Consider the following 26,164-nt stretch of genomic DNA (forward strand, 5'->3'; position numbering starts at 1 on the left):
TTATTCCAATCCTGTTTATAACAAGAAAAGTTGCTTAAATAATAGCCAGGCCTGGCTGTTTTTGAACGCATTATACCTTGAACATCATGGGACGTTATAACCAAAACGGTTCATGATGGCGATGGCTTTAGGCGTTTTCATAAAATCCATAAACGCTTGGACTGCAGCATTCTTTTCACCACGCTTCAAGATAACAGCGCCTTGATTAATCGGGGCATAATCAGAAGCAGGCACGACCCAATAAGCGCCTTTTCGGTAAACCGGGCTGCCCGGATCTACGACTTGAGACATGGCGACAAAGCCAATCGGGGCATTATGGGTCACCACATATTGAAACGCATGCGCGATGCTTTCCCCATTAACGATTCTAGATTTTACATGGTCATACAGCCCTTTTTTCTTTAAATAAGCCACCGCTCGTTCACCATAAGGTGCGGTTTTTGGATTCGCTACCGCCAAATGTCTAAAATCAGCCGACTCTAGAACCTCGATAGGCTGACGATCAACAGGATATTGTGAGCTATATAAAACAATCTGACCTTGTGCATAGACGAAGTAACTGTTTCTAAGGCCAATACCCTGTTCAATGGTCTTTTTAGGACGGCGCTCATCCGCTCCGAAAAAAGCATCAAATGGCGCTCCGTTTTTAATTTGTGCATATAGCTTTCCGGTCGGACCGAATGAAAATTTGACCCGATGCCCTGATTCCTTTTCAAACGCCTCACCGATCACTTCAATCGTTTTGGTAAAATTTGCTGCCACAGCAATCGTCGCACTTTCGGCAAAAACCACCGTGCTGAACGAGACACTGATAGCAACACACCATAGACGAACCCAATTTTTCATTTTCATTCTTCCCTTTAAACTCAATCTATATTACCTTTGATACATATCGACTGGTAAAAAATTTTTAATCCGCAACCGCAAGTAAGACATGGCTGGCTTTGACTAAGGCGCAACATGGCTCCCCAACCTTCAACGCCATGTGTTCAACGCTTTGATTGGTCACGATGGCAGAAATAACCAAACCACCTTCCAATTGAATCGAAACATCGCTGTTAATCTCGCCCGTCTCAATATGACTGATCGAACCACAGAATTGGTTGCGAGCGCTGGTTTTAAGAGCATCATTGCCCCCCTCTGTCAAAATCACCCAACTGGCTTTAATGAGCGCATAAGCGTCAGACCCTACCTCCAAACCTAAGCGTTCAAGGCTGCCTGAGGTAATCTGTGCCACTATTTCATTACCGCCTCCAATCGCAAGGGTGATATCGCAGTTAACCGCTCCCCTTTCAATATGAATGACAGATCCATGAAACAAATTTCTAGCACTGGTTTTCATCGAAATTTTCCTCATTAAATCTAATTGGCTCAACATGGTCGGAGAAAGCGTCTCTAACTGCCTCATCCATTGTTGCATTTGTTCATTGAACAACTGATACGCCGCCACCAGAGAATGACCCGATGGCGTTAATGTCATTCCACCCCCGCCCGCGCCGCCTTTTTGTGGGGTGACCAACGGCGTACCGGATAACTGGTTCATGGCTTCAATCGCTTGCCAAGCGCCTTTATAACTCAAACCACAGGCTTTTGCGGCAGCCGAAAGCGATCCCAAAGAGGCGATTTTATTCAACAATTCCAAACGGCGCTGTCCTGACTGGGACTGCTTACTTCCCATCAAAAAAGACTGCACTAATTGTTCAGACATGCTTTCAGATCCCATTAGATCACACCAACGTTATTACCTTAAATACATATCGAATTATAGACTAGAATAAATACTGATGCAATTCACCAATCAATTCAGCCATATCCCAATGCAAAAGATTGTTTAATCTTCCACATCATGTTATTTTCTTCCTCTAACTTAAGCAGGGATCATAACCGTCTATGAATGTGAAAAAACGTCACGCTTTTAAAGCTTTCTGGGGACTCAATGCGTCTCAGGCAAGCCATCATGAAAAACTGGTTTCAGCACTAGGGGGCTTTCTTTCTATTCTGTTGATTCTGCTTGTCAGCAGGTCTTTTTTAGAGTTGTCGGCTAGTGTCGCTTTAGTCGCTTCCATGGGGGCATCAGCGGTTCTTTTATTTGCCGTTCCTCACGGCCCTTTGTCTCAACCCTGGCCGTTACTGGGAGGAAACTTGATCTCCGCTTTCATCGGGGTGACGTGTGCGCAGTTAATCGACCCGCCGATTCTGGCGGCCAGTACAGCGGTCGGGCTAGCTATTTTGGCGATGTATTATTTTAAATGTATTCACCCCCCCGGTGGCGCAACCGCTTTAACTGCTGCTATTGGCGGTGAAAGTATTCATGCATTAGGCTATCAATTTGTCATCACCCCTGTGCTGTTGAATGTACTGTGCATCTTGATGATTGCCATTATATTCAATGCCTTCTTCCACTGGCGTCGTTACCCTGCTGCTTTGCAACATAGCACTTACTCACCCCCCGATACCCCCTCAAATGAAAACCTGTCGCATGAAGACTTCATTCACGCCCTGAAAGAAATTGATTCGTTCGTCGACATTAATGAACACGATTTAAAACGCATTTTTGAATTGGCGAATCTCAATGCCAATGCCACCCATCTTGACCCTGACGATATTCAGCTCGGTGAAGTTTACAGTAACGGAAAGCTGGGGAAAAACTGGTCGATGCGACAGGTGATTGACGAATCCAGAAGTGATAACCCTGCAAAAGATTATGTTATTTTTAAACAGATTGCCGGGCAGGAAAAAAAGACCTCTGACTGCATCACGCGAGCGGAATTTGCGCGCTGGGCGCAATACCCCATGATTAAAGAAAATGGTTTATGGCATCGAAAGAGCGCACCAAATCAATCAACCAGCGGTGCGGAGTAAAGGGTAAAGGTTATTTATAGCCGCGTCGTAAACAGCACCGAATCAAAGTTGTTTCTCATTCAGCGCCTTTGCAACCACCGGATGCACAAACTCGGAAACATCCCCACCCAGTGCAGAAATTTCTCTAACCAAACTGGAAGAGATAAAAGCATACTGTTCCGCCGGCGTCATAAACATGGTTTCGACCTCCGGTGCCAACTTGCGGTTCATTGAAGCCAACTGAAATTCGTACTCAAAATCAGACACCGCTCTTAGTCCACGCAAAAGCACGTTACCATCAATTTTTTTCACAAAGTCAACCAACAGACCACTGAAACCGATTACTTCAACATTTGGCATGCCAGCCGTGACTTCTTTCGCCAATGCCACTCGTTTCTCCAGTGAAAACAACGAAGTCTTATTTCGGTTATCCGCAACGGCAATCACCAAACGATCATAGAATCGGGCAGCTCGTTCAATCAGGTCAAAGTGCCCACAGGTAATTGGATCAAATGTGCCGGGATAAACTGCAGTGATTGACATAAATTCTTTTAACCTTTTCTCAAAAAATGAATGCTGGCTATTCTACTTCAGAATACCCTGTTGCTCTAGTGTGAATGTGTACTTCATTCCTCTGCAAAGGGGGCGTCGATTCCTTTCCAGTTTAACACCCACTCTGAAACTTGATTGGCAGGCATAGGCCGAGCAATTCCATAACCTTGTACTTGCTCACACCCCATCTCCAACAGAGCTTCAAAATGCGCGACCGTTTCAACCCCTTCCGCAATCACTTCACGATTAAAGACCGAGGCAAGCTTTAAAATCCCTTCAATAATGGCTCTATCATCCATATCAACCAACATGTCTCGAACAAAGCTTTTATCAACCTTGATGGTACGCGCAGGCAAGTGTCTTAAATACATGAGGGAGGAATAGCCCGTTCCAAAGTCATCCAAGGCAAAATTGACCCCCATCTCTCGACAGAGATGCACCAGCTCACTCATATTACTGACATTTTCTAAAGCGGTCGTTTCGAGCACTTCTATTTCCAGCGAAAACTTAGGAAGTTCTGGGTACTGATTAAGCAAACGCTCTAATATTTGCACAAAATCTTTCTGCTGTAAAAAATATGCACTGACATTCACACTGATGTTCATATCAAGTTATTGAGAACGCCACTCAGACATTTGCTTCAAGGCTGTTGCCATCACCCATTGATCCAATTCGACTGAAAAGGGATGGTTTTCAATAAACGGCAAGAACTCATGAGGTGTCAATACCCCTCTTTTAGGATGATTCCAACGAATCAATGCCTCCACACCGATTACCGTATTCTGCGCCAGGTTCACTTTCGGCTGATAATACAGTTCAAATTCTTCTTGCCTTAACGCTTCTTGCATTTCATTTTGAATGGCGCCTTGTGATTGGAGCATGGAATCCATTTGAACATCAAAATAGTGATAACGGTTTTTACCCGACTGTTTCGCTTGATACATGGCCTGATCAGCATGCCGCATGAGCTGGTCAGTATCGACATTATCCGTAGGATAGAAAGTCACCCCGATACTGGCGCTGACACTGACAGATTCGCCCTCAATCTCAACGGGTTCCGAAGTTGATGCCAACAAACGCCTTAAAATCATTTCGCAGTCCTTGGGGGCATCGAGATTCACCAAGACAACGACAAACTCATCCCCCCCAATTCGGGCCAATGTATCTTCCTCTCTCAAAACAATTTTCATTCGTTTTGACAGTTCAATCAATAACTCATCACCGGCATCATGCCCGTGTTGATCGTTAACTTTTTTAAAGCCATCTAAATCAATAAATAACACCGCCAATAAAGAGTTGTGCCGTTGGGATGTAAAGATAGCCTGTTGTAGCCGATCCGCTAACAAGGATCGATTCGGTAGCTGGGTCAACACATCATAATGGGCAATATGCTCAAGTTGTTTTTGCTGTTCTTTCAAAGAAGTGATGTCCGTAAACAAGGCTAAATAATTTTGCGTCATGCCATCGCTGTTCTTAATGGCCGTAATCGTAATCATCTGTGGGTAAACGACGCCGTGCTTATTACGGTTCCAAATCTCACCTGACCAATGATCCTCTTCAAACAAGGTTTTCCACATCAAATTATAGAATTCTTTCGACTGACACCCTGAGTTAAGAATATTGGGATTCAACCCCAATACTTCATCACGTTCATACCCGGTGATTTGAGTAAACCCTTTATTGACATCAATGATACGGGCGTGTTTATCCGTAATCATAATCCCTTCTCTTGCATGGGTGAAAACACTGGCTGCTAAATTGAGGCGTTCTTCCGCTTCACGCTTATCGGAAATATCAATGTAACTCACCACCAACCCATAAACAGGATGGTTTAATGGCGTTGCACTCACGCTTAACCAGACGCAGCCATCGGTATGACACACTTTCATAATTTGGTTTTTAACGGTAACCTGGTCTTTTAATGAACGCACACTAGCAAACTCTTCTGGCGGCATAACGGTGCCGTCAGCTCGATAAATCGTCCATTCCTTAGCATCGTATTTTCGTGCCAAATGCTCCTCACGAGAAATACCCAACAGTACTTCAGAGGCAGAGTTGCATTCTACAATCTGCCCTTCTTTATCAGTTAATGTGACGCCAATCGGTAAAATTTCAAAAATCGTACGTAAACGCTCCTCGTTTTTAACCAGTAAATCTTCAGAATGTTTACGTTCTGTAATATCCATATGAATCCCAACCATACGAGTGGGCTGCCCTTCTGCGTCCCATTCAACCGTTTGTCCTTGAGATTCAATCCAAACCCAGTCGCCATCACCAGAACGCAACCGATAATCTACACTATAAGTTTCACCTTTTTCTAAATGTGCTTTTAAGCGTTTCAAAACATACGCATCATCAGGGTGTAGCAGGGAAGCCCATTTATCATAGTCCACCTTAAAGGCTTCTGGCTGATACCCTAGCATCGTATAAGAACGTTCATCCCAAAGCATGACATTATTGTCGATGTCCCAATCCCACTGCCCAATTTTGCTGGCAGATAGAATTAACTCAAGGCGTTCATCTTTTTCAGCCAACTCTTCGGACTGCCTCACTCGGGTCGTGACATCTCGGGATAGGAAAATAAAAGAAACGACTTCATTTTGTTGATTGGTCTTGGTTGAAACGGATAATTCATAGCAAGATAATTTTCCATGCTGAGCCAAAGAATATTCCAATCCGTGAGACCGTCCGGTTTCCAAGGCTTCAGTCATCGCCTGAGCAATAACATCGCTCACAGATTCAGGAAGCACGTCATTCACTTTTTTGCCAACAAACTGTTCCGGTTTTAAATATAGCTTTTTAATATCAGCGGTATGAAAATTAAGAATACGACCTTCTTTATCGACTTCAAATAATAAGTCCGGAATCGTATCCAATGTGGCTTCAAGCTGATTTCTGGCTTCAACTAAAGCCTGTTGTGAGCGGCGCAACTCTGTAATGTCTTGCGCCACCCCTAAGTAACCGATTTTCTGATGATTTTCATCTAAAATAGGCGTCACAATTAAAGAAACAGGTACTCTGACGCCGTCTTTACGAACGTAAGTCCACTCATGATCGTGAGGTGATTCTTCTGTTAATTTTTCCGTAAAGACCTGAAATCCTGTAATGGGTCGTTTTAACGCTTTAGACAGCTTCTGAGCACGCGTTTCGACTTCCTTTTGAGAATGAAACTTCAATGGCGTTTCCTGCCCCACCAATTCTCCAGATGAATACCCTAAAAGTTTTTCAGCACCTGAATTAAACTCTGTAATGACCCCTTCCGTATCGGTCGCAATCACCGCCACTTCGGTTGAAGAGTCCATAATATTGGTCAAGGTGGTCGCGACCTGTTTTAACTCAGCCTGCAATTGTTTTCGTCGGGAAATGTCGTAAAATAAAAACAGAATCAAAAGAGCTTGAGCAAACACTGCCAGCACAAGAATTAAAGACTGTCTCTCTTTACTTTGTTCCAGCTCTTCTTCCTGCCGTTGTAACAATTCTTCTAAGTTGCTTTGATAATGCTGCAAATCTTTTTCCTGATGTCCGCGGGAGGACAATTCATGAATAGTGGAAACGAGAAAGGACTGTCCACCAAAAGAATAAGGAATAGAATGAACGGCTACCTCACGAGTACTTCCATCAGCGAGACGATGGCGAAAGATAAAGTAATTACGTTTTTCTTCTCGTGCCAATGCTAGTTCTTTTGAGATTTGCTTTGGCGTTAAGGTATTCAAGTCTTGAATTGACATTTTTTTCAATTCGTCACGAGAATAGCCATAGAAGGTTTCAGCCGCCCGGTTAGCTCGGACGATCTTCCCTGTTACAGGGTGCATAATCAGCATCACCGCATTCTGACGTTCAAAAAACTCGTCAAAGGTTGGAACGGCATAAGCCACCCCTGTATGACAGAACAGCACTACCAGAAACAATGAAGTTCGTAACAATTTCTTCAAGCTAATGATCATATTTTTTCTTTTAGTTACCCTTTAAAAACAATATGAAAGCAACGCATGTGATCACCTAAAAAACAATATTCTCATAACGAAGGCATTATGCATCAGAACCCGTATACTTAAATATCCCATATCTAACTTCAGAGGTGGTTTTCTCTCGATAACACCCCCACCCCTCAGGCAATTTAGGCCAATCCAGCGCTTTTTCTTGTTCCAAATATAGCCAGGCCTGGTCGGTTTTTATATAGTGATTTTGAAAAAGAAGTTCTACCGCAGGTTGCATTAATCCTTGATGAAAAGGAGGATCCAGAAAAATCACATCAAATACTTTAGGCGGTGCTTGCTGCAACCATTGCAAGCTATCTCCATGAATCACGTCGGCATCAGACACCTTTAGGGTGATTAAATTTTGCTGAATTTGTTGAGCATTATGCTTGTTCAGCTCTAAAAAAAAGACCGAGTTTGCACCACGAGACAATGCCTCCAAGCCTAAGGCACCTGTGCCTGCAAATACGTCCAAGCAATCCGCACCTGCGATATCAAATTGAAGCCAATTAAATAATGTTTCACGCACACGGTCAGACGTTGGTCGAAGGCCTTCAGCCGACAAAACGGGCAGTTTGCGCCCCCGAAAATCACCGCCAATAATACGCAGACTCCCGCCTGTCTGATTAGAAGAATGTTTTCGCCCTGATTTTCTTTCAACTCGCTTTTTCATTTATTCCGTATTCAGCATTTTTTAAGAATTACCTAGCCCGTATAATAACCAAGTCTATCTAATTTCGTTACAAAAACCGACGATATATCACTATCGTAACTTAAAACACATACATAATTAAGTAATTGTACTCATATTTGACAAATAACCATTCTAATTGGTAAGGTAATACCAAGTTCATTTCAGTCATCGACATGAAATGAGCGACGTTACACGGACACAATTCATCCAAATCTTTAGGAGAAACAATGAGTACGAGTAACAAACAAGCCTATCAGGAAAAACTTCAAGCCCAGCTTGACGAATGGTCCGCTGATATCGACAAGTTAAAGGCCAAAGCACGTCAAGCAGATGCCGATGCGCAACTGGACTACAATCAAGAAATTGAAACCTTAAAAGCATACCAGGCACAAGCCAATGCCAAATTGTCTGAGCTCAAATCAGCCAGTGATGATGCATGGCAGGACTTAAAAGGCGGAACGGAAGAAGCCTGGAAAACCCTTCAAACCGCAATCAAATCTGCAGCAGATCGCTTCTAGTTTCGTTTAACCGCATTCCTTACCCGCATTCACATCAGACTCACTCAAACGAGGCCTTAACTATGAAATGGAATAAAAGCACGCTAGCTGCCTCTATCCTAGTGACACTCATCACTATGATAAACATGCCATTGGCTACGGCAGCAAATGATGACGCCTCTTTCGATGCCGTTAAAAAAGAATCGAAAGAGCTGATGCAATCACTCAAGTCTTACTCTGCGAAGCAAAAAGATGAAGCCATTCAAGCGACTCAAAAGGCATTAAATAAGATTGACGCTCGTATTGACCGCTTGGAAGAAGACGTCCGAAAAAACTGGAATGAGATGGATGCGGCTACACAAAAACAAACCGAGGAAAGCCTCAAAGCACTCCGACAACAGCGTAACAAAGTCTCGGAGTGGTATGGTAGCCTTAAAAACAGCTCTGCTGAAAGCTGGGATCAGATGAAAAAAGGCTTTTCTGAAGCTTATCAAGCTGTTAATCAAGCTTGGAAAAAGTCAGTTGAAGCTTTCCAGTCTGAAGATTAATTTTCTCAAAATCATTTAAATTTAAACATACTTAAAGGAGACCCCTCTTATGTCAAGTTCAGAATACCATGAACCCGTCAATGAATTATCACATGAAACGCGTGACATGCATCGTGCACTAATGTCCATCATGGAAGAATTCGAAGCCATCGATTGGTACAACCAGCGTATTGAAACCTGCAAGGATGAAGAACTCAAATCCATCTTAATTCATAACCGTGATGAAGAAAAAGAGCATGCATCGATGATGCTGGAGTGGGTGCGTCGCAAAGACAAGGCGCTTGACCAACAAATGAAAGACTATCTCTTTACAGACAAACCGATTACCGATAAAGGATAAAGAGGGAGATCACTCATTTTCTGCGCCCTACTCTAATGGAGACAGAAACGGCATGAAACGTTTTTTTGATTTTATTATGACCACAAGCTATTCACTGGCCGCTCTGGTTTTATTTGGCATGGCCTTTACTACCATCGGCTGGTCAGTTTATGAGGTCATCGCTGAAGTGGACAATGAAGAACTTCTGAATGGCGAATTTGTCTCGATTATGTTGCAATCGGTAGGGGCCATCGTTATTTCAGTTGCGATTATCGATGTTGCCAAATACATGGTGGAAGAAGAGGTCTTTAGAAATAAAGAACTGCGTTCCCCCAGAGAAGCCAGACAAACCATCACAAAAGTCGTTGTCATTTTATCGATTGCGGTGGGAATTGAAGGGCTGATTTTTATCTTCAAAGCAGGCATTCGAGACATTACGTTGCTACTATACCCCACTTCTATGATTATTGCCGCAGTAGTATTGATTGTCGGTCTGGGTGTGTATCAGAAACTCAGTACGTCTATCGAAAAGAAACCTTAAACGGGCTTCATTCAACCTTCATTGCCGGGCAAACTTGGTTTCGACCCAGTTGCTTGGCTTTGTATAAGTTTTGGTCCGCTCGGTTCAAGCAGTCATTGATCACTTCATCTGTCTGGTATTCGGCCACCCCCAGACTCACAGTTTGCGTAATCTTTTCAGGATATTCCTGATCTTCAATGGATTTTCTGACTTTCTTAGCCAGTTGAATTGCATGAGCCAAAGGCGTTTCAGGGCAAATTAAAATGAACTCTTCACCTCCCCAGCGCCCAAAGATATCGATTTTACGGATTTCTTTTTCAACCGTTTGCGCAAACACGACCAGCACCTCATCCCCTACCAGATGACCAAACTGATCGTTCACTTTTTTAAAATTATCCAGATCCATCATAATGACACTGAAAGTTGAACCATAGCGGTTAACTCGTTCGACTTCACTGTCCAGGCGCTGGTCTAAATACTGACGATTATACACCCCGGTTAAATGATCCGTCACTGATAAGATAGAAAGCTGCTTATTGGTTTCTTGAAGCTTTATTTGCGTCTGTCTGAGTTTACGATTAAAAAACGCAAACACCCCTAGTAACAACAGAATTGGCGCTAAGACAATCGTCATTTGTTGCCAGTTATATTGTTTTTGGTAACTGACTTGTAGCCATCTATTCGAAATATCAGCATAAGTTTCCGATGAAATCTGCTGCAATACTTTTTGAATAATACTGTGTAGTTCAGGCCAGTCATCCCGGATCGCAATGGCAATATCAGCCCTGAAAGGCATTTCTCCCGATATTTTGACATTTGCCAATCCACTATTTTTGATGTGATGCCCAATCACAGCTACATTATCAACATAGCCGTACGCTTTACCGTTTGCAACCGCTTCGATACCTTGCTTAGGGTTATCAACCAACAATAAAGACAAATCAGGATAGAATCGCTTTAATTTTGCATGAGAGGCATAATCTTTGACCACACAAATCACTTTACCTTTCAACTGCTTCGAGTCGGCAATATAGGGCGCATTTTCCCGTGTTGCGATTGCCATCGGAAACTTAAAATAAGGCACCGTAAAGTTAACATACTCTTTCCTTGCTTCCGTCTCTATAACCGCGGAAAAGACATCCAGTTTTTTCTGTTTCATTTTTTCAACCGCTTCAGGCCAACTTAAATCCGTTGCTGGTTTAAATTGAATGCCCGTTTTATGCTGAATGACCTGAAAAAGGTCTTTGGCAATCCCTGAAAAACGCCCTTCTTCATCCACAAACTCAACAGGAGCATAAGAACGATCAATTGCTAAATTAATAACAGGGTGCTGATTCATCCATTTTTTTTCTTCGGGTGTAAATTCAATTGTTTTCTGAGAAGAGCGATAAATGCCGTCTTTCAAATTGACCTTGTTATTGATTAAGCCATGCCTTTGAAATAAGTTGGCAATAAATTGCAATCGACCTTCATCCAATGTTCCGATGGGGGTGGTACTTAAAGACATCGCGTCCTCAATCGCATTCGCTTCATACATCAGATGCTTAAAACTTTTATTGACCCCATAGTGCGACTGAATATAACGCGCCATTTCCGCCTTATGCTTCATGGCATATTGCCACCCCTTCAAAGAGGCTCTTCGCATTTTTTCAACCCGTTCAGGGTGCTCGGAAACTTCTTTTTGACTGGTAAAAAGCATATCTCCATATAAATCAACACCATAATTGATCGGATTAATAACACTGATGGGAATGTTATTTTCACGAAATAAATACGCTTCATTAGTCAAATATCCCGAATAGGCATCGACTTGGTTTTGTACCAGCATTCCCGTGTCAGATTTGATTGTTCGCTCAATGGTCGGAAAAACGCCCACTTCATGTAGCATGGCTAACACGGAAAACCCATCCGTATCTTTTTGGTATAAAGCAATTTTTTTATTTTTAAGCTTATAAGGACTGTCCAGCCCTGAAGAGGCTAACGTAAATAAAACTTGAGGAGAGTGCTGAAAAATAGGGGCAACAATCACCACCGGAGCTTTTTTAGCCTGGTATAACAGCAGAATGGAATCACTGACGCCATACTGAGCTTTGTGATCTAGCACCTGTTGAATATTATTTTCATGTAGGTCACGTTGCCGAATATCAACGTCCAAGCCTTCAGCTTGATAATACCCTTCTTTCTGTGCTGCATAATAACCAGCAAACTGAAACTGGTGAAGCCACTTTAATTGTAATGTCACTTTTTCTAGCTTGGAGGAAGGAAGGTCTTTTGATTCTGCATATGAAGCGCTTGACAACAAAACACTCCACCCAATACACAACCATATGATTCCCATCATGCCACGTTTGAAAATCATGTCTTTCTTTTCAGGCCACACCCCGTTAAGAAAAGTATTCAAAACTTTTTGTACCACTTGCTTTTCTCATTATTTTTTATGATTCCATCATAAACAATTCTGTCTCGCTTGTCAGCGCTTCTTTAAAAAAGTTCCAGCCAATGTAAAAACGTCACTAAGTAGGGCAATATTAGGGCTGTTAAAACCGCTGACAAGGCCATAGCCAACCCTGAAAAAGCCCCCATTTCAGAACTTTCCTGAAACGAACGAGCTGTCCCGATACCATGTGCGGTCACTCCCATTGCAATCCCTTTCACGCTGTCCTCTTTTATTTTGAGGAGTTGAAATAGCTTAATGCCCATAATAGCGCCCAAAATTCCAGTGACCACCACCAAAACGGCGGTTAAAGAAGGCAAGCCTCCAATTTTCTCTGAAATCCCCATTGCGATAGGCACCGTCACAGACTTGGGGGCTAAAGACAACAAAGTTTCCAAACTGGCCCCCGAAGCCCGAGCAATCACAATGGAACTGATGGCGCCAATAACAACGCCTGAGAACAAGGCTAAACTGACTGGAAACCAGGTCTGTTTCAGTTTACTGAATTGCTTATAAAGCGGAACCGCCAAGGCGACCGTTGCAGGACCAAGTAGAAAGTGAATGAACTGTCCACCTTCAAAATAATCTTCATAAGACATCTCTGACAGCGATAAAAATAAAATCAATAAGGCAATGGCAACCACGACAGGATGTAATAATGCATTTTTACCGCTCTTCTCATACAACTTCAACGCCAAAGTGTATGCAACCAAGGTCATCGTCAATCCCATCAAAGGAGACGCCGACAGATAAACCCATAAGTGACTTAACTGGTTTTCAGTCATGATTCGGCTCCTTTTGGGAGAACTTTTTTTGCGCCCAAAGCATCACAAAAGCTGTTGCAATCATCGTCGCCAATGTACTAAAAACCAAGGTCAACCCAATCGGTAGCCATTCACTGATGATCCGGTCAAAATAGACCATAATGCCAACCCCGGCAGGCACAAACAATAAAGATAAGTGGCTCAGCAGTCCATTCGAGACATCATCCAGTGGCGCACTGGAACGTCCCCGCCATAACAACACCATAAACAGCAGAATCATACCAATAACAGGCCCAGGAACCGGTAAGTCAAACAAGATAGCGGTCGTTTCACCAATGAGTTGGAAAATAAGCAGTAACGTAATGCCATGCAAAAAGTTCATGATTCGTCCTTATCAGATAAAAGAAAAGCCGGTCGCACCAACTCTTAATGAATGCCTATTCTATAAAAAGCCCCTCTTTTTTTCACAGAATTACACCCTTTCAAAAGGTAAGGCATTTATCCTGGACATAAAAAAACCGCCAGGCCTGGCGGTTTTTTTAAACGATGAAGGACGCCTATTTTGATTGAGGTTGTCCCACCATCACAGTTAACAATTTATCAGGATGAATTCTTTCGTTCCAAGCTTTCAATATATCTGCTTTAGAAATCGATTCTATTTTCTTAGGAAACTGTTCTAAATAGTCTAAAGGCAAGTTATAAAACCCAATCATCGAAATGTATCCGGCAATTTTTGAATTACTATCAATCCTTAGCGGGAATCCACCAATCAAATTGCTTTTGATTGCAGCGAGCTTCTTATCGGAAAAGTCTTCCATAAAGTCTGATAAGGTTTGCTTAACCACTTTGTCGGCCTTGGCTGCAGATGCGTTTTTGGTAGACAGTCCAATTTGGAAAGGGCCGGCGACTTTCATTGGATAAAAACCGCTGGAAACGCCATAGACCAACCCTCGTTTTTCACGTACTTCTTCCATTAACAAAGAACCGAATCCGCTTCCGCCCAGCAAATGATTCCCTAGAAACAAAGCATAATAGTCCGGATCACCACGCTTAACCCCTATTTGAGCCAACGCATAATAAGTTTGCGACGAATCAAAACGTGTCAAAATAGTGTGTGGCTGACTTAAAGGTTTCGGTTCTGGTAGGGCTTTAGGTTTATTTCCTGATGGCAGATTGCGTGTTAGCTGTTCGGCTATTTTTTCTGCTTGAGCACGGTCAACCGCTCCGACAATGGTCACTTGTGCATTACGCGCTACATAATACTTGTGATAAAAATCTGTTATCTGTTGCGGGGTAAGGCTTTGAACCGTCTTGATGGTGCCAGCCGTTGGGTGAGCATAGGGATGATCACCATACAGCTTTGCCCACATCGCATCGGATACAATCGCTTGCGGCTGAACAGTTTTTTGCTTTAAGCCAATCAACAGACGCGCTTTCTCTCTTGCCAGAATAGACGGCCTGAAAATGGACTGACTGATGACTTCAGACATCAAATCCAGCGCTGGAGTCAATATATTGGGTCGTGTCAGCGCTCTTAAATGAAGACTGGCTGTATCACGGCCTGCGGACGATCCTATCTGAGCTCCCAGCTCATTAAAGGTCTCAGAAATACTGTTTTCAGAATGTTTAGGCGTCGCGGTACCAACCAGTCCCGCAGTCATTGAAGCTATCCCCCAATTATCTCCATCTCTGGCAGATCCCGCATCAAACAACACTTCAACATCCACCATCGGCAATTCAGGCGCATGAACATAAAGCACCTTACTGCCTTTTTGGGTTTGCCATGTTTGAATATTGACATTCGCCAACGCCTGCACTGAAAACAATAAGGCAGTTATCAACAACATCCATTTAACAACCAGACGTTCCATTATCGAATCCCTCCGTGCATCATTTGACCTGAAGCGGGTTTGGCTTCTTCACCATTCGGCAATAACGTCGCAACCGTCACCGCATCCCGTTTTAAATATTTTTGTGCCACTTTCTGAACCTGTTCCGGCGTAACCTTTCTCAGGTTTTCAATCCAGTTTTCATAAGTATCTGTGGGCAACCCGACGCTAACCAAAGACCCTAAAATCATCGCTTGCGTCTGAATCGAATCTTGATGAAAAACGTATTGTGCTTCTGCATGAGCCAACACACGCTCTAGCTCTTTGTGAGAAACCGGTGTCGACTTGAGTTTATCAATTTCTTTCCATAATGCTGCTTCAACTTCTTGTAAGGTTTTACCTTTTGAAGGCGTCGCATCAAAACGAAATAACGTTTCTAAACGACTGGTTTCGTCATAACTGGTCGATGCACCAGCCACAACTTTTGAGCCACGCACCAAATCCTTGGTCAATCGCGCGCTGTCATCACCATCCAACACACTGCCTAACACAGATAATGCATACACCTCTGCTGGGTTGTCAGCCGTGACCAAAGAGGGCACATGGAACCCCATCATCAAACTCGGTGATTTTGTCGGGCCTTTTAGTTGTATACGGCGTTCCCCAGCCTGTTCTATTTCAGTACGGGGCTTAGGGGATGTTATTTGCTCTGCTTGATGAACCCCATAATACTTCTGAGCCCATTGATAAACCTGCTGCGGATCCACATCACCAACCACCACTAACGTCGCATTATTCGGCGCATACCATTTTTGATACCAATGACGCACATCTTGCAATGTCCAATGCCGAATATCCGTCATCCAACCGATGACAGGATGATGCTGAGGGCTGTTCACAAACGCTGTCGCTTTAAACAGTTCATACAATTTGGATTCAGGTTGATCTTCTGTCCGCCATCGACGTTCCTCGGTCACCACGTCTCTTTCTTTTTGAAATTCTGCCTCTGTGATCACGACATTTCGCATCCGGTCCGCTTCCAACTCCATGACTTTTTCCAAATGCTGTTTACCAACCACCTGATAGTAAGCCGTGTAATCAGACGAAGTAAAGGCATTATCTTGCCCGCCTAATTTCGACACTATTTTAGAAAATTCCCCCGGCTCAAGCTTTTGAGTGCCTTTAAACATCATATGCTCAAGCATGTGAGAAAGTCCTGAAATACCGCCATATTCATAGTTTGACCCAACTCTATACCAAACCTGTTGAACCGCCACAGGGGCACGATGGTCTTCTTTCACCAAAATTTTCATGCCATTATCAAGCTGAAACTTTGAAACTGTCGCTTGAGCCGGATAAGAAAAAATTAAAATCAGTCCTAATAAACCGATTCGCATCATCATTGGAATCTCCTAAAATAGCCGTAATTTGATTTATAATAACCGAAATAATTCATTCAAGTATGAACGAAACTTGAAAACAGGAAGACACATGTTTAGTTTTTTAAAACGTAAAGATAAATCATCTGAAACAGAAGTTCAAAAAGACTCAGCGGACGTTGTATCGTCTGAAACAACAACCGAAAAACAGCCCGAAGCGCTCCTTGAAACCGATGCACTTGTTGAAGATGCCCCCTCCCAATCAATTGAAGCAAAACCAGCAGAGCCAGAAAAAACCGCCAGGCCTGGGCTTTTTACCCGCCTAAAAAACAGCTTAAGCAAAACACGAAAAGGGTTTACCGAAAACCTCGCCAGCTTGGTCATGGGTCGCAAGGAAATCGATGATGAGTTACTGGACGAGTTGGAAATGATTCTATTAACCGCTGATATTGGGGTTGAAGCGACCGATACCATCATTCAAAACCTGACCGACCAAGTGTCTCGAAAAGAACTCAAAGAGCCGGAAAAACTCATTCAAGCACTGAAAAAACAACTTGAAAGCTTGCTTGAGCCTGTCACACAACCATTGGTGTTACCTGAAAAAGAAGGGCCTTTTGTAATTTTAATGGTGGGCGTCAACGGTGTTGGAAAAACCACCACCATTGGTAAACTGGCCAAGAAATTTCAAAATGAAGGCAAGTCTGTGATGCTGGCAGCTGGGGATACCTTCCGCGCCGCAGCAGTTGAACAACTGCAAACTTGGGGAGAGCGAAACCAGGTTCCCGTAGTCGCTCAAAAAACTGGCGCTGATTCAGCGGCTGTTATTTTTGATGCCATTCAATCCGCAACGGCTAAAAACGTTGATGTCTTAATCGCGGACACGGCAGGAAGACTTCACACCCAATCAAACCTGATGGAAGAACTGAAAAAGGTCAAACGAGTCATTCAGAAAGTAGACAGCTCGGCACCGCATGAAGTCATGCTGGTGCTGGATGCAGGAACAGGACAAAATGCATTGAGTCAGGCCCAACAGTTCTATGAAGCGGTTGAAATTACCGGGCTCACACTCACCAAGTTGGACGGTACGGCAAAAGGCGGCATTATTTTCGCACTTGCAGAAAAACTTGGCATTCCAGTACGTTTTATTGGCGTAGGAGAAGCCATTGATGACCTTCGTCCATTTGATGCGAACGAATTTTCTGAAGCGTTATTTGATCAGTCTAATGTCGGTTAAGGAAAACGCATGAGCATCCCTGAAACAACAAATGCCAACCATCATTATGCTTATAAAAAAGGATACCGCATGGCAATGGAAGGCAAGCCTGTATCCCATATGCCCAGTGTGATTAAGCATGACCCTGAAATGCGCACGTATTTCCAACAAGGTTGGGACCAACTTCATGAAGAAATGGCAGCGGCCAAGGAAATTGATGCCAAACCACCGTGGAGAAGTCGGTTTGCGTGGTTTCTAATGATGTTGCTGGCAGGCATAGGCACGGCATCCCTCATGATCAACCAAATGAATGAAGACAATGCAGAACAACAACACCGCATTGATCAAAGTCTGTTTCAGGCCAATGAAAAGTCTACGCCACAGCAGACAAATAGTGTTTCTTTAAAAACGTCAACTGCTGACGAAAAAACCGCGCAAAAACTGCCTGAAACGGCTTCTGAAAAAATCGCATTCATCGACCAGTCTTTAAGTGTCATTGACGAGAATACACCGGTTACGGAAGAAAAGCAGAACAAGACATTAAAACTCGATGCTGAAGCCGTCCCGCCAGAAAACCAATTAATCCCATCAAATGCTTCTCTTGAAAATCAGTCGGATGAAAAAACCTTAAGCCTGTTATCAAAACAACAACGCTTGGACTTAGCCGCAAACCAGCGAGAAAAACAACCAAAACAACCGGCTCATAATCTGGAAAAAATACAGCCCAGTGACATTGAGATTAAAGCTGCCCAGCTTACCATTGGCATAACCAACCATGAACCAACAACGGCATTGCCGACGGTGATACCGAAGTATGTTCGAAAACTGTATTTTTTCACTCAAATTGCCAACGCGAAAGACCAAACAATTTATCATCGTTGGATTTACCAAAGTCGTGTTATGGCAACGGTGTCGTTACAAATTAAAAGTCCACTTTATCGGACCTGGTCAAGCAAGCGACTCACCAGTGCTTGGAAAGGACAGTGGTATATTGAAGTTCTAGACCAACATAAAAATGTTATTGACCGCCATTCATTCCGTTATATAGAGTAAAAAAGCCATATGTTGAAGTTATCTGCCCTTTTTATTTCTTTGTCAGCTTTGTTATTAGCCAGCTGTTCATCCAACCCACCTAAGTCATCATACAATAATATTTGTTCGGTTTTTGATCATGATTCGGACTGGGAAGATGCGGCGCTTGATGCAGAAAAAAAATGGGGCACGCCGGCCTATATTTTAATGGCATTTGTACATCAGGAATCACGTTTCAAACATGACGCACAACCCGCAAGGGAATACGCACTAGGATTGGTTCCATTACCAAGACGATCTTCCGCTTACGGCTATACTCAAGCGCAAGACCCTGCCTGGTATGACTACCAGAAATCAACCGGGAACTGGTCTGCAAGACGAACAAATATTGAAGACTCGATGGATTTTATTGGCTGGTATAACTACCAGTCCTTTAAACGTAATGGCATTTCTCGGCATGACACTTACAATCTTTATTTAGCCTATCATGAAGGACAAGGGGGCTATTCTCGAAAGACCTATCTAAGAAAACCCTGGCTAAAAAAAGTGGCCTATAAAGTCACTAAACAATCTATACGCTATAAAGAGCAGCTTAAAAAGTGTAACCAGGCCTACTCATCTTCCAGCCCTTCTAAATCGAAAGGACAATGTCGTGCCGCATGGCCATACTGTTAATTTTACGTTGGGCAATAAAAAAGGCCGCTTTTGCGGCCTTTTTTAATAAGTTAAGACGTTTTTCTTAACCTTTATATTTTTCAAAAACCAATGACGCATTAGTTCCACCAAAACCAAAACTGTTACTCATCATACGAGTTAACCCCGCATTTTCTTGTAGTTCAGTAACAATCGGCATCCCTTCACATTCTGGATCCATTGTTTCAATGTTGATTGATGGAGCAATAAAGTCATTTTCTAACATCATCAAACTATAAATGAATTCATGCACTCCTGCTGCACCCAAGGAATGTCCCGACATTGATTTAGTTGAACTGATCTTAGGGACTTTAGCACCAAACACTTCACGAATCGCTGCCGCTTCTTTCGTATCTCCAACCGGAGTAGAAGTTCCGTGTGGATTGATATAATCAACGTCGCCCTTGACTGTCGACAGAGCAAGATTCATACAACGAACAGCGCCTTCACCAGAAGGAGCAACCATGTCATAGCCATCGGAGTTAGCACCATAACCGGTAATTTCAGCATAAATCTTCGCACCACGAGCTAAAGCATGCTCAAGCTCTTCAACAACGACCATGCCGCCACCGCCGGCAATAACAAAACCATCACGATCAGCATCATAAGCACGAGATGCCTTATCTGGCGTATCATTGTATTTTGTAGAAAGTGCACCCATCGCATCGAATAAAACAGACATCGTCCAGTGTAGCTCTTCACCACCACCAGCAAACACAATGTCTTGTTTACCAAGTTGAATTTGCTCTACAGCGGTTCCAATACAATGTGCAGAAGTTGAGCATGCTGAGCTGATTGAATAATTGATTCCTTTAATTTTAAACGGGGTCGCTAAACAAGCTGAAACAGTTGACCCCATCGTTCGAGTCACCATGTATGGCCCGACACGTTTAACCCCCTTCTCGCGAGCAGTTTCTACTGCTTGTGTAGAGTTAGAGTTCGACCCGCCACCAGAACCGGCAACCAGACCTGTACGTACATTTGAAACTTGATCTTCTGTTAAACCAGCGTCTTTAATAGCCTGATCCATTGAAATATAAGTGTAAGCAGCGGCATCTCCCATAAAGCGTAAGCTTTTACGGTTAATATGCTCAGAAAAATCTAAGTTTTTAACAGCACCATGCACATGAGAACGAAGACCATTTTCTTCATATTCTGGTGCATAAACAATTCCTGAACGACCATTGCGCAAAGAATCTGTGACTTCTTCCTTATTGTTTCCTAAACTTGAAACAACACCTAGACCTGTAATGACGACTCTTTTCATTTTAAAAATTATCCGTATTTGTAAACAAACCAACCTTTAAGTCTTCAGCCGAGTAGATTTCTCGTCCGTCAACATATAAATGGGCATCTCCAATCCCCATATAAAGCTTACGCTTGATTACTCGCTTCATATTAATAACATATTCAACTTTTTTAGCTGTTGGTAATACCTGGCCATAAAACTTAACTTCACCAGCACCTAGAGCTCTGCCTCGTCCAGGACCACCTGTCCAACCTAGGAAGAAACCAATTAGCTGCCACATAGCATCCAGACCCAAACACCCAGGCATCACTGGATCATCATTAAAGTGGCACTCAAAAAACCACAAATCTTTCTTCACATCTAGCTCTGCTCGAATCTCACCTTTTCCATAAGCCCCACCTTCTTCAGAAATATGGGTAATGCGATCAAACATTAACATCGGGGGTAAAGGTAGTTGTGCATTACCGGGACCGAATAGTTCGCCACGCCCACAGGATAAAAGTTCTTCTTTGTTATAGCTAGACTGCTGTTCCATGTATTTTCCAGGTTTGTAAAATTTGATTATATTATAACAGTAGAGGGATTTTCATTACAACGCAATTACCACATACAAAAAAGCCCGCGATTCCTTCTTGGAATGCGGGCTTAGAATATGGTGCCGACAGAGGGACTTGAACCCCCAACCTACTGATTACAAATCAGTTGCACTACCAGTTGTGCTATGTCGGCTGAATGCGGCGTATTATAAATTGTTGGCGATTTATGTCAACACTTTTTTATAAACTTTCGATAACTTCTTTCATGCCACGTAAAGTTAAATCCTCAATATAGGTATATGGCTTATCCAGCACCGGCTTGAGTGATAAAAAATCACCTCCGGTTCCAATACAATTAAATTTTCGACCCGTCTCCAATTCAAGGTCAGAAATCAAGCTGTTCAAATAAGAGCCAACCATATACAAAGTGCCTCCCATAACACCACCAGCAGTATCTTTTGCCAATAACCCATCTTGGGCAGGCTCAAGCACTAGTGACTGTTCGTTTAAAGCGGTATTCTTTAATAAAGAATCCCGCATTAAGCCTAACCCCGGCACAATAAAACCGCCTATATGCTTCTTATCAATAACAGCATCTACAGTAAGAGCGGTTCCAGCATCTACAATAAAAGTAGGCTTGCTCGACCCGGAGCAAGCGCCTAGAATCGCCATCCATCTATCTACGCCAAATTGATCAAATCGCTCATATCCGCACTGAATACCACAACAACTTGGTTGCGTGGCTAAAAACGTGGGGTAGACTTTAAAATACTGTTGTATCAGCTCTGTTAAAGTCGCATTCAACTCAGAAGGTGCCACGGAACTGACATACACTGCCGAAGAATTCTGCTCATCTAAATTAAAAGACTCAATAAACTCTCCTGACAGAATCGCATCGTGCTTCACGTTTCCGAGAAACCGATAAGTTCCTTTATGAATTGTTGCTGCTTTTAGCTGAGTATTACCGAGTTCAAAAAATATCAACATACTATGTTTGTTCACTTGTTATGGGTCTTATGGAAACAGCACCTGATTGATAAGTTTCAACATAACCTTCAATCTCAACCTGCACTTCTGCAGAAGGAGTGAGTCCCTTATACAAACCGACTTTAGAATGGTCGCTATGATACACAATCACTGGCTGGTTCGGGCTAAAAAAATCATGTTTCAACCACTCTTCTAACTTGAAATTTAAAGAATTTTCTGCCTTTGAAAATAAAGCATAAATAGCAGAAGAAAAATCGATTAAAAATCGTTCACGATTTAAATCTGACACCCAGCCAGCCTTAAATTTATTTTGTTTATCCTTAATTTCAGATAAGTTGACGCCTACACCAATCACCAGATAAGTCTGCTTTGTTGCCTGAGCTGTCGTCAACTCAAGCAATGAGCCAGCCACTTTTCCGCCAGGCACAAAAACATCATTTGGCCATTTAACTTGAAATGACTCAGATGAATTTTGGGCTAAGCAGTCACGAAGAAGCAGCGCAATAGATGAACTCAGAAAGGTGTAAAGGTGAATGGGCAGCTCAAATGGTATTGATAAGGAAAAAGCTAGAGAAGATCCAGAATGGACCCATTCTCGTCCTCTTTGGCCATATCCCCCTGTTTGGTTTAGGGTGGTACATAAGTTATATCCACTTAAGTTTCCCGCCTTTAATTCCGTTTTTAAGAAACCGCTTGTGGAATCAACTTCATCAAATTCAATAAAATGAAATGGGCTATCTTGCAGAGTCATTAAAAGAATCCAGGGTGAAAAGATTAGTATGGTGCATTTCGATAGTCAACGCAAAAAAAAAGCCCGTAGTGATTGAACAGCTACGGGCTTTTCAGAATATAAGCTTGGGGATGACCTACTCTCACATGCCACCTGACACACTACCATCGGCGCTAAGACGTTTCACTTCTGAGTTCGGAAAGGGATCAGGTGGTTCCATCTTGCTATTGTCCCCAAGCAATTGGGTTATGTAAGCGGTTCATTGTCATGAACCACTCACTGAATTTGGAAAAATCTCTGTTTAAATCTTAACTTAGGCTTCAATGCTCTTTAGAGTCTTACTCAAGCTCAAACATGTCAACCTTCAGTTCATCCATTGATAAACAAAAGTTACTTTTGAGTTGTATAGTTAAGCCTCACGGGTAATTAGTACAAGTTAGCTTCATTCATTACTGAACTTCCACACCTTGCCTATCAACGTCATAGTCTTTAACGGCCCTTTAGAAGACTTAAAGTCTAGGGAGAACTTATCTTGGGGCAGGTTTCCCGCTTAGATGCTTTCAGCGGTTATCCTTTCCGATCATAGCTACCCAGCAATGCCATTGGCATGACAACTGGAACACCAGCGGATCGTCCACTCCGGTCCTCTCGTACTAGGAGCAGCCCCCCTCAATTCTCCAACGCCCACGGCAGATAGGGACCGAACTGTCTCACGACGTTCTAAACCCAGCTCGCGTACCACTTTAAATGGCGAACAGCCATACCCTTGGGACCGACTTCAGCCCCAGGATGTGATGAGCCGACATCGAGGTGCCAAACACCGCCGTCGATATGAACTCTTGGGCGGTATCAGCCTGTTATCCCCGGAGTACCTTTTATCCGTTGAGCGATGGCCCTTCCACACAGAACCACCGGATCACTAGAACCTGCTTTCGCACCTGCTCGACGTGTCTGTCTCGCAGTCAAGCACCCTTTTACTCTTGCGCTCATTGCACGATGTCCGACCGTGCTGAGGGTACCTTCGCGCTCCTCCGTTACTCTTTAGGAGGAGACCGCCCCAGTCAAACTACCCACCATACACTGTCCCTGGGCAGGATTCACTGCCCTAGGTTAGAACCTCAATAATATCAGGGTGGTATTTCAAGGATGGCTCCACAATGACTGGCGTCACTGCTTCAAAGCCTCCCACCTATCCTACACAGATAGTATCAAAGTCCAGTGCAAAGCTGTAGTAAAGGTTCACGGGGTCTTTCCGTCTAGCCGCGGGTACGCAGCATCTTAACTGCGAGTTCAATTTCGCTGAGTCTCGGGTGGAGACAGTGTGGCCATCATTACGCCATTCGTGCAGGTCGGAACTTACCCGACAAGGAATTTCGCTACCTTAGGACCGTTATAGTTACGGCCGCCGTTTACCGGGGCTTCGATCAAGAGCTTCGCATAAGCTAACCCCATCAATTAACCTTCCGGCACCGGGCAGGCGTCACACCGTATACGTCATCTTTCGATTTTGCACAGTGCTATGTTTTTAGTAAACAGTTGCAGCCACCTGGTCTCTGCAACCCCCACTAGCTTAGAGAGCAAGTCTCATCACCGGCAGGGGCACACCTTCTCCCGAAGTTACGGTGTTATTTTGCCTAGTTCCTTCACCCGAGTTCTCTCAAGCGCCTTGGAATTCTCATCCTGACCACCTGTGTTGGTTTGGGGTACGATTCTTTATAACCTGAAGCTTAGAAGCTTTTCTTGGAAGCATGGCATCAACTACTTCGTCCAAAAGAGGACTCGTCATCAGTTCTCAGCATTAAGATCCCGGATTTGCCTAAGATCTCTGCCTACTACCTTAAACTTGCAACCATCAGCAAGCTAGTTTAGCCTTCTCCGTCCCTCCATCGCAGTTATAAAAAGTGCAGGAATATTAACCTGCTTCCCATCGACTACGCCTCTCGGCCTCGTCTTAGGGGTCGACTAACCCTACGTCGATTAACGTTGCGTAGGAAACCTTGGTCTTTCGGCGAGGGAGCTTTTCACTCCCTTTATCGCTACTCATGTCAGCATTCGCACTCGTGATACCTCCAGGATGCTTTACAACACCCCTTCGCAGGCTTACACGACGCTCCTCTACCATGCCATAAATGGCATCCACAGCTTCGGTACACTACTTAGCCCCGTTAAATCTTCGGCGCAGGCCGACTCGATCAGTGAGCTATTACGCTTTCTTTAAAGGATGGCTGCTTCTAAGCCAACCTCCTGACTGTCTAAGCCTTCCCACATCCTTTCCCACTGAGTAGTGTTTAGGGACCTTAGCTGGTGGTCTGGGTTGTTTCCCTCTTGACAACGGACGTTAGCACCCGCTGTCTGTCTCCCATGATTGCACTTGTTGGTATTCGGAGTTTGCAATGGGCTGCTAAGCCTTGACGGCCCGCTAGACCATAACAGTGCTCTACCCCCAACAGTGAGACATGAGGCTCTACCTAAATAGATTTCGAGGAGAACCAGCTATCTCCGGGCTTGATTAGCCTTTCACTCCGATCCACAGCTCATCCCCGCATTTTTCAACATACGTGGGTTCGGTCCTCCAGTACCTGTTACGGCACCTTCAACCTGGCCATGGATAGATCGCCCGGTTTCGGGTCTACGCCATGCTACTAAACGCCCATTTAAGACTCGGTTTCCCTTCGGCTCCCCTATTCGGTTAACCTCGCAACATAACGTAAGTCGCTGACCCATTATACAAAAGGTACGCAGTCACCCAACAAGTGGGCTCCTACTGCTTGTACGTACACGGTTTCAGGTTCTATTTCACTCCCCTTCAGGGGTTCTTTTCGCCTTTCCCTCACGGTACTGGTTCACTATCGGTCGGTAGAGAGTATTTAGCCTTGGAGGGTGGTCCCCCCATGTTCAAACAGAATTTCACGTGTTCCGTCCTACTCGAATAACACTTAATAAGATTTCGCATACAGGACTATCACCTTGTATCGTCACACTTTCCAGAGTGTTCTGCTATCTTAATAAATGCTTTAGGGCTGGTCCCCGTTCGCTCGCCGCTACTTGGGGAATCTCGGTTGATTTCTTTTCCTCTGGGTACTTAGATGTTTCAGTTCTCCAGGTTAGCCTCCCATAAAGGGATATCCATAAAGGATGGGTTTTCCCATTCGGAAATCCACGGATCAAAGCTTGTTTACTAACTCCCCGTGGCTTATCGCAAGTTACTACGTCCTTCATCGCCTTCTACCGCCTAGGCATCCACCGTGTACGCTTAGTCACTTAACTATACAACTCAAAAATAACCTTATGCCTTTTGTTAACTCCACAAGTTCTGGTAGCTATACCATTTATGAACTGCTTCTGTTTATAAGATCTAATGAGTGTACGT

At 43.6% G+C, this 26,164-nt stretch carries 21 protein-coding genes, 1 tRNA gene, 2 rRNA genes and 1 pseudogene; 8 read left to right on the top strand and 17 right to left on the bottom strand.

Going from position 1 to position 26,164, the window contains the following annotated elements; all coding sequences use genetic code 11:
* Nucleotides 1-84: 84 nt before the first annotated feature.
* On the bottom strand, nucleotides 85-852 hold the full coding sequence (gene modA / locus GHNINEIG_RS10120) for a molybdate ABC transporter substrate-binding protein (RefSeq protein ID WP_223260877.1): 768 nt from the start codon (nucleotides 850-852) through the stop codon (nucleotides 85-87).
* A gap of 58 nt (nucleotides 853-910) precedes the next feature.
* Entirely contained in the window at nucleotides 911-1,708 is a 798-nt protein-coding gene (locus GHNINEIG_RS10125) for a TOBE domain-containing protein (RefSeq protein ID WP_223260878.1), read from the bottom strand.
* 182 nt (nucleotides 1,709-1,890) lie between these two features.
* Between GHNINEIG_RS10125 and GHNINEIG_RS10130 the strand changes: the two genes are divergently transcribed.
* Complete coding sequence (locus tag GHNINEIG_RS10130; protein WP_135796544.1) at nucleotides 1,891-2,862, top strand: HPP family protein; 972 nt, start codon at nucleotides 1,891-1,893, stop codon at nucleotides 2,860-2,862.
* Between the two features lie 42 nt (nucleotides 2,863-2,904).
* Here the strand turns inward: GHNINEIG_RS10130 and coaD are convergent, their stop codons facing one another.
* The 3 genes and pseudogenes from coaD to rsmD all read right to left on the bottom strand — a co-directional run bounded on the left by coaD (nucleotide 2,905) and on the right by rsmD (nucleotide 8,043).
* Nucleotides 2,905-3,384 carry a pantetheine-phosphate adenylyltransferase gene (gene coaD, locus GHNINEIG_RS10135; protein WP_135796545.1) on the bottom strand — a complete coding sequence of 160 codons (480 nt, stop codon included), beginning with the start codon at nucleotides 3,382-3,384 and terminating at the stop codon, nucleotides 2,905-2,907.
* Nucleotides 3,385-3,467: 83 nt separating this feature from the next.
* Nucleotides 3,468-7,337 (bottom strand): annotated as a pseudogene (locus GHNINEIG_RS11780) (PAS domain S-box protein).
* Nucleotides 7,338-7,422: 85 nt separating this feature from the next.
* Entirely contained in the window at nucleotides 7,423-8,043 is a 621-nt protein-coding gene (gene rsmD, locus GHNINEIG_RS10160; RefSeq protein WP_135796546.1) for a 16S rRNA (guanine(966)-N(2))-methyltransferase RsmD, read from the bottom strand.
* 248 nt (nucleotides 8,044-8,291) lie between these two features.
* On the opposite strand from rsmD, the gene GHNINEIG_RS10165 reads away from it, so the two are divergent.
* The 4 genes from GHNINEIG_RS10165 (at nucleotide 8,292) to GHNINEIG_RS10180 (ending at nucleotide 9,969) form a co-directional block, all read left to right on the top strand.
* The gene (locus GHNINEIG_RS10165; protein ID WP_135796547.1) at nucleotides 8,292-8,582 is read left to right on the top strand and encodes a sll1863 family stress response protein; all 291 of its coding nucleotides are present in this window, start codon (nucleotides 8,292-8,294) and stop codon (nucleotides 8,580-8,582) included.
* A gap of 62 nt (nucleotides 8,583-8,644) precedes the next feature.
* Nucleotides 8,645-9,109: a sll1863 family stress response protein gene (locus tag GHNINEIG_RS10170; RefSeq protein WP_135796548.1), complete on the top strand. Its 465-nt coding sequence runs from the start codon at nucleotides 8,645-8,647 to the stop codon at nucleotides 9,107-9,109.
* A gap of 49 nt (nucleotides 9,110-9,158) precedes the next feature.
* Nucleotides 9,159-9,449, top strand: coding sequence for an encapsulin-associated ferritin-like protein (locus GHNINEIG_RS10175; protein WP_135796549.1), 291 nt, complete (start codon nucleotides 9,159-9,161; stop codon nucleotides 9,447-9,449).
* Between the two features lie 52 nt (nucleotides 9,450-9,501).
* On the top strand, nucleotides 9,502-9,969 hold the full coding sequence (locus GHNINEIG_RS10180) for a hypothetical protein (RefSeq protein ID WP_135796550.1): 468 nt from the start codon (nucleotides 9,502-9,504) through the stop codon (nucleotides 9,967-9,969).
* A 7-nt stretch (nucleotides 9,970-9,976) separates the two neighbouring features.
* On the opposite strand, the gene GHNINEIG_RS10185 is transcribed toward GHNINEIG_RS10180, so the two are convergent.
* From GHNINEIG_RS10185 to GHNINEIG_RS10205, 5 genes are all read right to left on the bottom strand, one after another.
* Entirely contained in the window at nucleotides 9,977-12,364 is a 2,388-nt protein-coding gene (locus GHNINEIG_RS10185) for a transporter substrate-binding domain-containing diguanylate cyclase (protein WP_135796551.1), read from the bottom strand.
* Nucleotides 12,365-12,429: 65 nt separating this feature from the next.
* Nucleotides 12,430-13,167, bottom strand: coding sequence for an LrgB family protein (locus GHNINEIG_RS10190; protein WP_135796552.1), 738 nt, complete (start codon nucleotides 13,165-13,167; stop codon nucleotides 12,430-12,432).
* Nucleotides 13,160-13,528: a CidA/LrgA family protein gene (locus GHNINEIG_RS10195; protein ID WP_135796553.1), complete on the bottom strand. Its 369-nt coding sequence runs from the start codon at nucleotides 13,526-13,528 to the stop codon at nucleotides 13,160-13,162. The genes GHNINEIG_RS10190 and GHNINEIG_RS10195 overlap by 8 nt, the downstream gene beginning before the upstream one ends.
* Before the next feature lie 175 nt (nucleotides 13,529-13,703).
* Nucleotides 13,704-15,017 carry a M16 family metallopeptidase gene (locus GHNINEIG_RS10200; RefSeq protein WP_135796554.1) on the bottom strand — a complete coding sequence of 438 codons (1,314 nt, stop codon included), beginning with the start codon at nucleotides 15,015-15,017 and terminating at the stop codon, nucleotides 13,704-13,706.
* Nucleotides 15,017-16,378, bottom strand: a complete 1,362-nt coding sequence (locus GHNINEIG_RS10205) for a M16 family metallopeptidase (protein ID WP_135796555.1) — start codon at nucleotides 16,376-16,378, stop codon at nucleotides 15,017-15,019. Before GHNINEIG_RS10205 ends, GHNINEIG_RS10200 begins: the two co-directional genes overlap by 1 nt.
* Before the next feature lie 88 nt (nucleotides 16,379-16,466).
* On the opposite strand from GHNINEIG_RS10205, the gene ftsY reads away from it, so the two are divergent.
* From ftsY to GHNINEIG_RS10220, 3 genes are read left to right on the top strand one after another with little or no spacing between them, the layout of a single operon-like run.
* Entirely contained in the window at nucleotides 16,467-17,588 is a 1,122-nt protein-coding gene (gene ftsY, locus GHNINEIG_RS10210; RefSeq protein ID WP_135796556.1) for a signal recognition particle-docking protein FtsY, read from the top strand.
* A 9-nt stretch (nucleotides 17,589-17,597) separates the two neighbouring features.
* The gene (locus GHNINEIG_RS10215) at nucleotides 17,598-18,620 is read left to right on the top strand and encodes a DUF2914 domain-containing protein (RefSeq protein ID WP_135796557.1); all 1,023 of its coding nucleotides are present in this window, start codon (nucleotides 17,598-17,600) and stop codon (nucleotides 18,618-18,620) included.
* Nucleotides 18,621-18,629: 9 nt separating this feature from the next.
* Nucleotides 18,630-19,274: a transglycosylase SLT domain-containing protein gene (locus GHNINEIG_RS10220; RefSeq protein WP_135796558.1), complete on the top strand. Its 645-nt coding sequence runs from the start codon at nucleotides 18,630-18,632 to the stop codon at nucleotides 19,272-19,274.
* 64 nt (nucleotides 19,275-19,338) lie between these two features.
* Here the strand turns inward: GHNINEIG_RS10220 and fabB are convergent, their stop codons facing one another.
* The 7 genes from fabB to GHNINEIG_RS10255 form a co-directional block, all read right to left on the bottom strand.
* Nucleotides 19,339-20,559: a beta-ketoacyl-ACP synthase I gene (gene fabB, locus GHNINEIG_RS10225; protein WP_135796559.1), complete on the bottom strand. Its 1,221-nt coding sequence runs from the start codon at nucleotides 20,557-20,559 to the stop codon at nucleotides 19,339-19,341.
* A 1-nt stretch (nucleotide 20,560) separates the two neighbouring features.
* A complete protein-coding gene (gene fabA / locus GHNINEIG_RS10230) occupies nucleotides 20,561-21,076 on the bottom strand; it encodes a 3-hydroxyacyl-[acyl-carrier-protein] dehydratase FabA (RefSeq protein ID WP_135796560.1) in 516 nt (171 codons plus the stop codon).
* Nucleotides 21,077-21,194: 118 nt separating this feature from the next.
* Nucleotides 21,195-21,270, bottom strand: a tRNA-Thr gene (locus tag GHNINEIG_RS10235).
* A 47-nt stretch (nucleotides 21,271-21,317) separates the two neighbouring features.
* Nucleotides 21,318-22,064 (bottom strand): type III pantothenate kinase, encoded by a 747-nt coding sequence (locus GHNINEIG_RS10240; protein ID WP_135796561.1) that lies wholly within the window; start codon nucleotides 22,062-22,064, stop codon nucleotides 21,318-21,320.
* Nucleotide 22,065: 1 nt separating this feature from the next.
* Nucleotides 22,066-22,815, bottom strand: a complete 750-nt coding sequence (locus GHNINEIG_RS10245) for a biotin--[acetyl-CoA-carboxylase] ligase (RefSeq protein ID WP_135796562.1) — start codon at nucleotides 22,813-22,815, stop codon at nucleotides 22,066-22,068.
* Between the two features lie 102 nt (nucleotides 22,816-22,917).
* Nucleotides 22,918-23,032, bottom strand: a 5S ribosomal RNA gene (gene rrf / locus GHNINEIG_RS10250).
* Between the two features lie 167 nt (nucleotides 23,033-23,199).
* Nucleotides 23,200-26,061 (bottom strand): 23S ribosomal RNA (locus GHNINEIG_RS10255).
* Between the last annotated feature and the right edge of the window lie 103 nt (nucleotides 26,062-26,164).

The sequence above is a fragment of the Hydrogenovibrio crunogenus genome, from assembly GCF_004786015.1.
GTDB lineage: Bacteria > Pseudomonadota > Gammaproteobacteria > Thiomicrospirales > Thiomicrospiraceae > Hydrogenovibrio > Hydrogenovibrio crunogenus.